The following is a 12215-nucleotide window of genomic DNA, read 5'->3' on the forward strand; positions in this document are numbered from 1 at the left end:
CATCTACCTAGTTTATATTCACTTATACTCAGCTCTACAATGTTTCCTTATACTCTCTAAAACTCTAACTTACAGAACATTCTAATACCTAGAATATTTGCTGTCAACCATTAAAACTCTATTTTGAAGTCTCAGACAATAGAGATAAAATGGTCTTCTCATCGACTTTCATTAATAAAGGTTCTCCAATTTCCTTTAAAAGAACCATGTTAATTTGGCCATGCTGTGCCTTTTTATCAGCTTTCATCTTAGCTACAAGATTATTCTTATCCAACCCTTGTGGAATATCTGTACGATATCCAAGCTTATGTAGCCACTCTTTAAATTCTTCAAGAGGAAATGTTGTATCAATAAGCTCTTTTCCAATTTCGAAGGCAAAGCACATCCCAATCACAACAGCTTCTCCATGAGTAATCTCCCCATATCCAAGCTCTGCTTCAATTGCATGCCCTAGCGTATGACCAAAATTCAAAAAGGCACGAATACCCGTTTCTTTCTCATCATTAGCTACAATTTCAGCTTTTACCTTTATCCCTTCTTTAATAGACTGAATAAGCGTTTCTCTTTTTAAATCTTCAAAAGTAGACACACTAGATTTCAACCAATCATAGAAAGTCGTAGAATAAATAAGCGCATGTTTGATCACTTCTGCAAATCCTGAACGCCATTCTTTTTCACTTAGCGTTTCTAAAAATGAAATATCATAAAAAACAGCTTCTGGCTGATGAAAAGCACCAATCATATTTTTGCCAAGCTCATGGTTAATCGCTACTTTTCCACCAACTGCGCTATCGTGTGCAAGCAGTGTTGTTGGAACTTGAATAAATGGAATGCCGCGCATATATGTTGCGGCAACAAATCCAGCTAAGTCACCGACAACTCCGCCGCCAAATGCGATAATGAGTGATTGACGATCAAGACCGTGTTCAAGAGCAAATGTTTGAACATTATAAAAATGCTCAAACGATTTTGCTCCTTCTCCACTTGGCAAAATATACGAAAGAGCTTGATTAGGAAGCTCTTTCATCAGCGCCTTGCCATGATGTTTATAAACCGTTTCATCTGAGATAACAAGGATGTTAGAAACTGACGGGCATACATCTTCAATGACGCTGTGTAAGTTTTCTAATATACGTTCACCAAAATAAACGGGATACTTTTTAGACGCTGTTTTTATCTGCAGGGATTCCATTAAAATTCTCCTGCATAGCTTTTTAAGCGCTCAATATTTTCTTTAATAAGATCCATACGGTCATGACCAAATTGCTCTACAATTGCATTTGCTACTTCCCATGCTACAACAGCTTCTGCTACAACACTTGCTGCTGGAACTGCGCAGCTATCTGAACGTTCAATGCTTGCTGAAAAAGGCTCTTTCGTATCAATGTCAACGCTTTGCAATGGCTTATAAAGCGTCGGGATTGGCTTCATTACGCCGCGTACAACAAGAGGCATTCCAGTCGTCATTCCGCCTTCTAGACCACCTAAATTGTTGCTTCCTCTTGTATATCCTTCTTCTTCATTCCAAAGAATTTCATCGTGAACTTTGCTTCCAGGCAAACGAGCTGCTTCGAAACCAATTCCAAACTCAACGCCTTTAAATGCGTTAATGCTAACAATCGCTGCAGCGATTTTAGAATCCAGTTTGCGATCGTATTGAACGTAGCTTCCAACACCTGGTGGAAGACCTTCAATAATTACTTCAACGATTCCACCAATAGAGTCTCCGTTTTCTTTTGCACTATCAATAGCACTCATCATTTCCTGCTCTACACTTTGATCAAAGCAGCGCACAGGAGATTCATTTGTACGATCTTTCAGTTCATTTAAATTTTTATATTGAGGAGGAGTTGCTCGAACTCCGCCGATTTCTAGAACGTGTGATGCAACATTAATACCTAATTCACTTAAAATCTTTTTCGCTACAGCTCCAGCTGCAACACGTACTGTTGTTTCACGAGCAGAAGAACGTTCAAGAACATTACGTAAATCACGGTGACCATATTTCATTCCACCAATAAGGTCAGCATGTCCTGGACGTGGACGCGTAATTTTTCGTTTTACTTCTTCCTTCTCTTCTTCTGAAATTTCTTCAATGCCCATAATTTTAGTCCAATGCTTCCAGTCGTTGTTTTCAACAACAAGCGTAATCGGAGAGCCTAGCGTTGAAGCGTGACGAACACCACTTAAAATCTCTACTTCATCTGTTTCAATCTGCATTCTTCGTCCGCGGCCATAGCCTTTTTGACGACGTGCTAAGTCTTCATTGATATCTTCAGCCTTCAATGGAAGATTTGAAGGCACTCCTTCTAGAATTGTAGTTAGTTGGGGTCCATGCGACTCTCCAGCAGTTAAGTATCTCATCTTACTCCTCCGTCTATTATGTTTGTTTAATAAAAAATTTTCTGTTGTGTATGACTATAACACAAAAATTTGGATTGTGGAACGTAAACTTTAACGCTTTTAAGCTCTAAAGTGTTTTCAATTTAAAATTATTAATGATTTTCAAGCTGTAGTCTATCTTTTTTCTTTATTCTTTTCGATAAAAAAAGGGTAGGGAACACGTTAACCCATAAGAGCTCGTATTAAAGATTTGTTCAGTACTTCCGACAAACAAAACTCCTCCTTTTTTTAAAGATTGACTCATCTTCTCATACAGAGCATGCTTTGCTACATCTGTAAAATAAATAAAAACATTTCGACAAACAATAAGATCATAGTTGTTCTGAAAAGGGTCTTGAAGAAGATCATATTTTTTAAATACAACCGTATTTTTAATGTCTTCGCTAATATAATAAAGTCCTTCTCTATATGTAAAATACTTTGTTTTCATATGTAGGGGGAGTTCTTGTAGTTCTCTCTCTCCATAAACACCTTTTCTCGCTTTCTTTAACACTGTTTCATCAATGTCTGTTGCTAAAATACGAATACTTTTTAATGGTAAAAACTAAGCTAAGATCATTGCAATTGTATATGGCTCTTCACCTGTCGAACATGCTGCACTCCAAATTTTTAAGGAGTGCTTTTTCTTAAGCATAGGTACTAAAATTTGCTCCTCCAGTTCAATCCATTTGCTTCTATTTCGATAAAATTCAGAAACATTGATTGTAAAACGATCGAGAAACTCTTGTAAAAGGTCGTCTTTCTCACATAATGCTCTATAAAAATCCATAAAAGAAGAAGCGTGACGTTTCTGATAAAGGGATGTTAGCCGTCTTTTCATTTGGGCTTCTTTATATAGTGATAAATCAATCCCTGTTTTCTTTTTGATGTTTGATATAAACTGCTCGTAGTCATTCACATTATTCATCCTTACTTCTTTACCAAATTAGCTTCATATCTCTTAGAATATAAAAAAAGCTAGCATAATGCTAGCCTTCATACACCCAATCATTTATTAGTTTCGTATAATTAACAAGCTCGCTTTCTTCAAAAAACAGCGAGATTTCTCGTGTAGCGCTTTCATTTGAATCTGAACCATGAACAACATTTTTAGCAACCTGCAAGCCGTAATCTCCTCGAATTGTGCCAACCTCTGCTTCAGCAGGATTTGTTTTTCCTAGCATCTTTCTAGCAACTGTTACAGCATTTTCGCCTTCCCAAACCATCGCAAAAACAGGGGAAGATGTAATAAAGTCAACAAGTTCTCCAAAAAACGGCTTCTCTTTATGTTCTTTATAATGTTCTTTAGCTAAGTCTTCTGACACATTCATAAGTTTTGCTCCAACTAATTGGAAACCCTTTTTTTCAAAACGTGTGACAACATCGCCAACAATATTACGCTGTACTCCATCAGGTTTTACCATAATAAATGTCTTTTCCATAATCTCCACCCTTTATGCACTTTATGAAAACGCAAACATCACAAGTGAATAATATCACTAATTCAGAATTTTTACAACAGTAGGGTGGAGAAGTTATTAGAATTTTCTTTTTCCGATAAACTTTGCAATTCGGTTGTATGTGTTTTTCGCTTTACTTGGCGGAAGTTCATCAAGAACGGCTAATGCTTTATCAAGATACAGGTCGCTAACTTTTGTTGCTTTCTCAATGGATCCTGACCTTTTCACATCCTCAATTATAGCTGTAATGCGGTCATGTTCCCCTGCAAAAAGCTTTTCAACCTGTTCTTTCATTCCAGGCATTTCTAAAGCATAAAACATAGGGAGCGTAATGTTTCCTTGGAGTAAATCGCTTCCTGCCGGCTTTCCAAGCTGTTTTTCGGAGGAAGTAAAGTCTAAAATATCGTCCGTAATTTGAAAAGACATGCCAACATAATAACCAAACCAGTACAAGCGTTCATGAATATTTTTGTCAGCTCCTGCTGCAATAGCTCCTAACTGACAGCTAACAGCGATAAGTAGAGCTGTTTTTCGCTTAATGCGGCGAAAATAAGTTCGAACATTTTGCTCTAAATCATACTTATCTTTAATTTGCTCAATCTCGCCTAAACATACTTCTACAATAGCATGTGAGAGCACTTTATGAGCTTCAACATCCGGGATCTTCGTCATTAATTCCAAAGAGCGCCCAAGAATATAGTCCCCTGTATACATTGCAATTCGATTATCCCATTTGGCTTTAATTGTAGGCTGCCCGCGACGTACGTCTGAATCATCAACAACGTCATCGTGAACAAGAGATGCCATATGAATAAGTTCAAGTGCCATAGCTACATTCTTGATATTTTCGATATCATAGTCGCCAAACTTTGCTCCTAGCAATACAAAAACAGGACGAATTCGTTTTCCTCCTGCTTGTAAAAGCTGAAGAGAAGCCTCTGAAATAATGGACGTGTTTTCTTTTTCAATGGCTTCTTCTAGCTCTTTTTCAATTCGAGAAATATCTCCATGTAAAAAGGCATATATCATTTGTAATTTCATTCTTTTCACCTTTTAAACAAATTTCATCGAAATAGCGTTGATGATGTTATTTAATCCCCATATGCATTGCAGCAGCTCCGCCTGCATACGCTTTGACATTGATTTTCCCAAAACCCGCTTCTTCAAATAAACGCTTGAGGGCGCGACGATCTGGAAAATCTTTTGCTGATTCTTGAAGCCATGAATATTCTTCGTAGCTTTTAGCGAACAGCTTTCCAAAGAGCGGCATAATTCGCTTAAAATAAAAATAATAAAGCTGGCGATACCCAATTAACGTTGGCTGAGATGTTTCTAAACAAACTGCTTTGCCCCCTGGCTTCAATACACGGTGCATTTCTTTCAATACTTGTAAATAGTCAGGAACGTTTCTGAGACCAAAGCCAATTGTGACATAGTCAAAGCTATTATCCTCAAAAGGTAGCTCCATTGCGTTACCATGAATAAGAGAAACGTTAGTATACGGAGAAGCTTTTACTTTCTTCTCACCAATTGAAAGCATATTTTGACTAAAATCAAGACCTATTGCTTCCCCTTGTTCTCCGACAGCTTCAGCCATAGCAAGCGTCCAATCCGCTGTGCCACAGCAAACATCTAAAGAACGAGATCCTTTTTTTACATTCATGCGTTTCATCGTATCTTTTCGCCATAGCTTATGCTGACGAAAACTAATGACCGAGTTCATTTGATCATAGTGTTCTGAGATGTTTTCGAATACTTTATGAACGCGTTCTTCTTTAGATTCTCGCATCGTTTACCCTTCTTCCCATACTCGTTTCATGAATTAAAAGTGATTTTATATATTTTTTCATTTCCTCACTTTTTGTAAGCTCGTCTCCATCAATAAGAGCGTTTCGATTCGTTTCTATATAGGAATCGAGCATTGCTATTCCTTCACGCTTATTAATCGAATTTCTTCTCATATATTTTTTAAACGTTTCTGTAAAAAGCGTTTTTTCATCATTCAGCAAGCATTGCTTCTCATATGAAAAGCGCTTTGTTAATAAGACATTTAAAAAGAGCTTTGTCCATTTCGGCTGCTCAAAATATTCCGTTAGAGCTGTAAACACAGCAGTTTCAATTAATGTGAAGTGATCAATCATCTCTTCTAGCGTTTTGACTTCATTTCTATATAAAAACATCTTTGATATATTGGTTTTTTTAATTGCTGTAGCAAGACGCTGAATAAACGTAATGTCACCTGCTTGAGAAAGCAGAAAATAGTACAAACCGCTATAATAATCTCCAGCGATTACTGTTAGCTGTCGTTCTTTTTCAGGCGCAGTTTCGCTAGGGATTTTTTGAGTGGAGACTAAGTCATGGGTGTCCAATGCAATTTGCACAAGCATAACGGACACAGCATGTGCATGCAATGGCTTTTCCGCTGTTGAAAACGGCTCTAGAAAAGAACATAAAAGCAACAGCTTATCTTCATCAATGCTCGGAGTTGAAATTATGTTCTTCATGTATTTATGTTGTAACTTATTTGTAAGCTGCTCTTTTACGTCCTCTATAAATTCCAAGATGTTGGACACATCAATCACCCTTTGTCTCCCTTTCATTATTCATTATTCTTTTCGATAATCGTTCAAAATAGACAACGTCAATTATAACACAAGTTTTTCGTAAAAAAACGGTTAATTTCACAATGCTTTTCAAACGTTCTCGTTTTCAGAAAATAGATAGTATATATAAAGAAAAGCAGGAAACTTCCTGCTCATCTTTGCGTTTATTCCTAATTCTAGTCTAGGAAATATTCTACTTTTTTAAACAGACTTACGCTTGCTTGAGACATCATATAAGCTTACCTTTTCGTCTCTGATTCCACTTCTCCATGTTGAGACTGGATAATCGCTTTTCCACGAACTTTAATAGCTGACGTATGCTCTGTAAACTGAGCAATCATAACTTCACCTTTATCCAGTTTTTCAGAATGATGAAATCTTGTATCAGATCCTCTTGTTAGTCCGATTACGTTTACTCCATCTTCCTCTGCTTTAATGACGATATATTCCGCTGGTTTTGACATACTCTTAGCTCCTCTCACTCTTTACGATTTAATTAATGATAGCACTTCAGCACGAGCAGCTGCATCTGATTCAAGTATACCTCTTACAGCTGAAGTAACCGTTTTTGAGCCTGGCTTCTTCACACCGCGCATCGTCATACACATATGTTCTGCTTCGACAACGACCATAACACCGTGTGGATCTAATGATTCAACAATTGAGTTTGCAATTGTTGAGGTGATGCGCTCTTGAAGCTGAGGACGTTTCGCAACCGCTTCAACAGCGCGAGCAAGCTTGCTAAGACCTGTCACTCTTCCTCCACGCGGGATATAAGCGATATGGGCTTTTCCATAGAAAGGAACAAGATGATGTTCACACATAGAGTAAAACGGAATATCTTTGACAAGTACAAGCTCTTCGTGATCTTCACCAAAAATTGTTTTGAAATGTTCTTTTGGATCTTCTTTTAGTCCAGAAAAAACTTCTTCATACATTTTCGCAACACGCTTTGGTGTATCAAGTAGTCCTTCTCTGTTTGGATCTTCTCCAATTGCTTCTAAAATGAGCCGAACCGCATGCTCAATTTGTTCTTTGTTAACATTCTGTTCTGACATAAAACTAGCCTCCATTATATTCGGTCAATGACGTTCAGTCGTCATTCATATTTATCATAAGCTTTGCTTTATAGAAGCAAAGTTGGTTTTAAGAGGATAAAGAGATAATTCCAAACAAAATTCTAGCATACGGAACACCCAAAGGCAAAAAAGAAAGGTCGCCTATTAAGCGACCTTTCTAAGCTCTTGTTAATATGTAATGTTTATTTAACAGCATCTTTAAGAGCTTTACCTGGTTTGAACGCTGGTACTTTGCTCGCTGGAATTTCAATCTCATCCCCAGTTTGTGGATTACGACCTTTACGAGCAGCGCGCTCACGTACTTCAAAGTTACCAAAGCCAATCAGTTGAACTTTGTCACCTTCTTTTAACGCATCTAGAATTGTATCAAAAACAGCATCAACTGCTTTTGTAGCATCCTTCTTTGAAAGCTCGCTAGCTTCTGCAACTGCATTGATTAAATCTGTCTTATTCACGCTATTCACCTCCTCCCAAAAAGGATAATGAATCCATCGATCCCTTGCAAGAGATATCGTAACATTCCTAGTCCTTATTTCATTTCTTTACATATTACTCAAACTTTATACGTTAGAATCCTCTTGTTTCGCTAATATGCCTACATCATAAAGGATTCGTTAATAAAATGCAATGGTTTCACAACATGTTCCATTGGCTTAGGCATATCTTGCTCGCTATGTCTTTTAAAAGATTAACATATCACATATTGGTAATCAAGCGAAAAGTTATGAATAATGCTAGGTTTTCTCTATGAATAATCCAAAAGACTTAGCTCATTTTAAGAGATTCTTATTAAATCAACGCAAAAAAGAGAGGATATCCTCTCTTTTTTGTTAGTTTATAAAATAATCGCAATCAAGCCACCAGAACCTTCGTTAATAATCCGTTCAAGCGTCTCCTTAAGCTTGTAACGCGCATTTTCTGGCATTAGAGAAAGCTTTGCTTGAATCCCCTCTCTCACAATGGAGCTTAAAGAGCGGCCGAAAATGTCTGAGTTCCAAATTGAGAGCGGATCATCCTCAAAGTCTTGCATAAGGTAGCGAACAAGCTCTTCACTTTGCTTTTCAGTTCCAATAATAGGAGAAAATTCAGACTCTACATCTACTTTAATCATATGAATAGATGGAGCTACTGCTTTCAAACGTACACCAAAGCGAGAGCCATGTCTTGTAATTTCAGGTTCATCAAGACTCATATCCGCAAGTGAAGGTGCCGCAATTCCATAGCCTGTTTGCTTCACCATTCGAAGGGCATCTGAAACTTGGTCGTACTCGACTTTAGCATGAGCAAATTCCTGCATAAGCTCAAGAAGATGATCACGCCCTCTGATTTCTACGCCAACAACTTCTTTTAAGATTTGGTCATACAAGTCATCTGGCGCAAAGAGGTCAATTTCAGCAATCCCTTGCCCCATATCAATCCCTGCTAATCTTGCTTCATCAATGAACTCATACTCTGAAAACAAGTCAACAACTCGATCAACATCACGAAGTCTCTTAATATCTTTGACCGTTTCTTGAACAGCTTCTTGATAGTTTTCACGGAGCCAATGTTCATCTTTTAATACCATAACCCAGCTTGGTAGATTCACGTTTACTTCGAGCACTGGGAACTCGAAAAGTGCTTCACGTAGCACATTGTGTACGTCTTGATCTCTCATGCTTTCAACGCTCATAGCAAGCACTGGAATATCATATTTTTCAATTAGATTTTGACGAAGCTTTTCTGTATCAGGATGAAATGGCTGCACAGAGTTAATGACCATAATAAATGGTTTCCCAACTTCTTTCAGCTCCGCAATAACGCGCTCTTCTGCTTCAATATAGTCAGCTCGAGGTATCTCCCCAATCGTTCCATCTGTTGCAATAACAACGCCGATGGTAGAGTGTTCTTGAATGACTTTTCTCGTTCCAATTTCCGCAGCTTCGTGGAATGGAATTGGCTCTTCATACCATGGTGTATTAATCATTCTCGGCCCATTTTCATCTTCATATCCCTTTGCTCCTGGCACCGTATATCCTACACAGTCAACAAGGCGAATATTTACATCCAGCCCTTCGTCAACTTCCACATTTACAGCTTGATTCGGAACAAATTTGGGCTCAGTTGTCATGATTGTCTTCCCTGCTGCACTTTGCGGCAGTTCATCTTGCGCACGAGCTCTCTCACCTTCATCCGCCATGTTTGGAAGTACAACAAGTTCCATAAATTTTTTAATAAATGTTGATTTCCCTGTTCTTACAGCCCCAACGACTCCGAGATAAATATCTCCACCTGTACGTTCCGCGATATCTTTGAAAACATCAACCTTTTCCAAAAGATCCCCCTCCGATCTATGAGTTCATAACCTATATAATGCCTAGAACACTATATACTTATGATGTTGTCCTATTAAAATATGACTAGCTTAAAAGAAAAAGATTTGTCTATCCTTTTATATGAAAAAGGTTAAAAACCCCTTCCCTTCAATATGTATTCGAAGAGAAGAGGTTCATGACTTAATTTTGGAGAATTAGAGGTTCTCCCTTATTGTTCACAGTATAAGAGGGGGAAAAAATAGGTACAAAAGGAGAGTTTTCAACAAGAACCTCTCTTATATCATCTCCTTTTTTATAGCTTTTTTCTGTCTTCTGCAATGCTCGATACAAATCTTCCGAGTAATCTACAAAAAGCTCAGCTTTTCCGTTGACTAATACAGGCAGTGTTTGGCCACTGTAGGGACTTTGCACGGTGATTTTATGCTCATATCCGAGTTTTTTGTAATCAAGCATATAAAATCCACCTCCTGCTTCTTGTGCATATGGAGGAGAGCCATACTTCTGTCTATAAGCATCTAATCGAATGTGAATATCATGGATTTTTTGGGACACAGAAACATCAATTAGTTTTACTGTTGGATTTTCTTCAGGAGAAACAAGCACATAAGAATATACTCCTCCTGCTTCATAAGAGTTTCCTGGCACGTCTTCAAGATAAGCAGGGATAAGCTTGTTAAAGTCTATAGGATACTTCTGATATAAAGGCGTTTTCATATCTCTTGTCTTAATAGGAACAATGCCTCCCTTATCTTCTCGAAATTGATCAACAGCCGTCTGAACAGCATTAAGCTGGGCCTCATATGGAAATCTGTTTTCTTTTAATCTTTCTTCAGGATATAAACAACCTGTTAATAGAAAGAGAATACATAAAAGAGAGCTAGCCTTTTTCATGAAAAAACCTACCTTATCACCTATTATGTAAGCAAATACATTACTTTTGGACAGGTCCGCTGAATACAACAATCATAATAATAAGACCTGCTATAACCATGAAAAGATATGCAAAAGTAGCAGTAAGCCCTTTCGAAAATTTTCTTTTAAGCTTAAATCTACTCACGTAAATAAAGAATACGGAAAAGAACATAAAAGCAATTGCTCCAAAGGCAATCCACATTTTCATCAATCCTTCTGACATTCTTTTCAGCTCCTTTTCCTTCTTAATACTTTAACTATATAGTTCTTTTTTTTTTTTCATACACCTTTAATTTTTTAGTTTCTATTACAAAAAGTAAAAAAGCCTTGGACAACATATTGTTGTCCAAGGCTTTTTGTCTCGAAAACAAAAGTGAATAATAGAGATTTCTTTCTATCTTCTATTAGATACCTCTATCATCTAAAATATTTGTTAAATCTTCCATTTCATGCGTTTTTGTTCTCCCCATAAGGCCGTCAACAGCACTCTTCGCATCAACGTCATTGAACAAAATGTTATAAATAGCCTCTGTTATCGGCATTTGTACGTCAAGCTTTGAGGAGAGCTGGTAAGCTGCTTTGGCAGTACGTACGCCTTCCACAACCATTCCCATATTATCCAATACAGATTGCAAGCTTTGCCCTTTGCCAAGCAAATTGCCAGCACGCCAGTTTCTAGAATGTACGCTTGTACACGTAACAATTAAATCTCCGATTCCAGTTAATCCAGAAAACGTCAGCGGGTTAGCTCCCATCGCGCAACCTAAGCGAGAAATTTCGGCTAGTCCTCTTGTAATAAGAGCAGCTTTTGCGTTATCTCCATAGCCAAGGCCATCGCTAATTCCAGCACCAAGGGCGATAATATTTTTCAGCGCTCCGCCAATTTCTACTCCTACAACATCCGAATTTGTGTAAACGCGAAAATATTGGTCATTAATGAATAAATCTTGAATTCTTTCTGCTTCTTCCATATTTGTAGAAGAAACGGTTACAGTTGTTGGCTGTTTCTGGCTCACTTCTTCAGCATGACTTGGACCTGATAATACAACAACATCTTTAAGTGCCGAATGATTCCCAAACTCTTCTTCAATCATTTCAGAAATACGCATATGTGTGTCAGGTTCAATACCTTTGCTGACGTGAACAATCGTATACATACCGTTTGTTAATTTAATACTTTGACATACTTCTCGAATTGCTTTTGTTGGAACGGCTAAAATAATTGTATCTAACCCTTCAATAGCTTTCCCCAATGAAGCTTCTCCATAGATATTTTCAGGAAGCATAACTCCAGGCAAATACTTTTCGTTTGTATGACATTCGTTAATTTCCTTTACTGTTGCCTCACGATGCCCCCATAAACGAACATGATGTCCATTATCTGCTAAAACGATAGCAAGAGCTGTTCCCCAGCTTCCTGCTCCTAAAACTGCAATACTTGACAATTTTCCCACGCCTCCACTC

At 37.7% G+C, this 12215-nt stretch carries 13 protein-coding genes and 1 pseudogene; all 14 read right to left on the reverse strand.

Annotation, left to right across the window (positions count from 1 at the left end; translation table 11 throughout):
- Nucleotides 1–118: 118 nt before the first annotated feature.
- Nucleotides 119–1192, reverse strand: coding sequence for a 3-dehydroquinate synthase (gene aroB / locus MOC86_RS12270; RefSeq protein ID WP_268584463.1), 1074 nt, complete (start codon nucleotides 1190–1192; stop codon nucleotides 119–121).
- Nucleotides 1192–2364 (reverse strand): chorismate synthase, encoded by a 1173-nt coding sequence (gene aroC / locus MOC86_RS12275; protein ID WP_268584464.1) that lies wholly within the window; start codon nucleotides 2362–2364, stop codon nucleotides 1192–1194. The genes aroB and aroC overlap by 1 nt, the downstream gene beginning before the upstream one ends.
- Before the next feature lie 166 nt (nucleotides 2365–2530).
- Nucleotides 2531–3310, reverse strand: a pseudogene (locus MOC86_RS12280) (CheR family methyltransferase).
- Nucleotides 3311–3371: 61 nt separating this feature from the next.
- Nucleotides 3372–3824, reverse strand: coding sequence for a nucleoside-diphosphate kinase (gene ndk, locus MOC86_RS12285; protein WP_243517990.1), 453 nt, complete (start codon nucleotides 3822–3824; stop codon nucleotides 3372–3374).
- A 96-nt stretch (nucleotides 3825–3920) separates the two neighbouring features.
- On the reverse strand, nucleotides 3921–4883 hold the full coding sequence (gene hepT, locus MOC86_RS12290; protein WP_268584465.1) for a heptaprenyl diphosphate synthase component II: 963 nt from the start codon (nucleotides 4881–4883) through the stop codon (nucleotides 3921–3923).
- A gap of 46 nt (nucleotides 4884–4929) precedes the next feature.
- Nucleotides 4930–5631, reverse strand: a complete 702-nt coding sequence (locus tag MOC86_RS12295; protein ID WP_268584466.1) for a demethylmenaquinone methyltransferase — start codon at nucleotides 5629–5631, stop codon at nucleotides 4930–4932.
- A complete protein-coding gene (locus tag MOC86_RS12300) occupies nucleotides 5618–6424 on the reverse strand; it encodes a heptaprenyl diphosphate synthase component 1 (RefSeq protein ID WP_268584467.1) in 807 nt (268 codons plus the stop codon). The genes MOC86_RS12295 and MOC86_RS12300 overlap by 14 nt, the downstream gene beginning before the upstream one ends.
- Before the next feature lie 260 nt (nucleotides 6425–6684).
- A complete protein-coding gene (gene mtrB, locus MOC86_RS12305) occupies nucleotides 6685–6909 on the reverse strand; it encodes a trp RNA-binding attenuation protein MtrB (protein WP_268584468.1) in 225 nt (74 codons plus the stop codon).
- A gap of 21 nt (nucleotides 6910–6930) precedes the next feature.
- Entirely contained in the window at nucleotides 6931–7503 is a 573-nt protein-coding gene (gene folE, locus MOC86_RS12310) for a GTP cyclohydrolase I FolE (RefSeq protein WP_040056722.1), read from the reverse strand.
- A gap of 203 nt (nucleotides 7504–7706) precedes the next feature.
- Nucleotides 7707–7979: an HU family DNA-binding protein gene (locus MOC86_RS12315; protein WP_019391675.1), complete on the reverse strand. Its 273-nt coding sequence runs from the start codon at nucleotides 7977–7979 to the stop codon at nucleotides 7707–7709.
- Nucleotides 7980–8359: 380 nt separating this feature from the next.
- Nucleotides 8360–9838, reverse strand: a complete 1479-nt coding sequence (gene spoIVA, locus MOC86_RS12320) for a stage IV sporulation protein A (RefSeq protein WP_019391674.1) — start codon at nucleotides 9836–9838, stop codon at nucleotides 8360–8362.
- Between the two features lie 181 nt (nucleotides 9839–10019).
- Nucleotides 10020–10730 (reverse strand): hypothetical protein, encoded by a 711-nt coding sequence (locus MOC86_RS12325; protein WP_268584469.1) that lies wholly within the window; start codon nucleotides 10728–10730, stop codon nucleotides 10020–10022.
- Between the two features lie 40 nt (nucleotides 10731–10770).
- The gene (locus MOC86_RS12330; protein WP_268584470.1) at nucleotides 10771–10974 is read right to left on the reverse strand and encodes a DUF2768 domain-containing protein; all 204 of its coding nucleotides are present in this window, start codon (nucleotides 10972–10974) and stop codon (nucleotides 10771–10773) included.
- 181 nt (nucleotides 10975–11155) lie between these two features.
- Entirely contained in the window at nucleotides 11156–12196 is a 1041-nt protein-coding gene (locus MOC86_RS12335; RefSeq protein WP_268584471.1) for an NAD(P)H-dependent glycerol-3-phosphate dehydrogenase, read from the reverse strand.
- Nucleotides 12197–12215: the final 19 nt, after the last annotated feature.

Origin of the sequence: Priestia endophytica, assembly GCF_026790145.1 — a bacterium.
GTDB lineage: Bacteria > Bacillota > Bacilli > Bacillales > Bacillaceae_H > Bacillus_I > Bacillus_I endophytica_A.

Excerpts from the sequence above, each read along its gene's own strand:
- hepT (WP_268584465.1), bottom strand. The coding sequence starts at position 4,883 with ATGAAATTACAAATGATATATGCCTTTTTACATGGAGATATTTCTCGA.
- ndk (WP_243517990.1), bottom strand. The coding sequence starts at position 3,824 with ATGGAAAAGACATTTATTATGGTAAAACCTGATGGAGTACAGCGTAAT.
- MOC86_RS12295 (WP_268584466.1), bottom strand. The coding sequence starts at position 5,631 with ATGCGAGAATCTAAAGAAGAACGCGTTCATAAAGTATTCGAAAACATC.
- folE (WP_040056722.1), bottom strand. The coding sequence starts at position 7,503 with ATGTCAGAACAGAATGTTAACAAAGAACAAATTGAGCATGCGGTTCGG.
- aroB (WP_268584463.1), bottom strand. The coding sequence starts at position 1,192 with ATGGAATCCCTGCAGATAAAAACAGCGTCTAAAAAGTATCCCGTTTAT.
- MOC86_RS12330 (WP_268584470.1), bottom strand. The coding sequence starts at position 10,974 with ATGTCAGAAGGATTGATGAAAATGTGGATTGCCTTTGGAGCAATTGCT.
- MOC86_RS12325 (WP_268584469.1), bottom strand. The coding sequence starts at position 10,730 with ATGAAAAAGGCTAGCTCTCTTTTATGTATTCTCTTTCTATTAACAGGT.
- aroC (WP_268584464.1), bottom strand. The coding sequence starts at position 2,364 with ATGAGATACTTAACTGCTGGAGAGTCGCATGGACCCCAACTAACTACA.
- mtrB (WP_268584468.1), bottom strand. The coding sequence starts at position 6,909 with ATGTCAAAACCAGCGGAATATATCGTCATTAAAGCAGAGGAAGATGGA.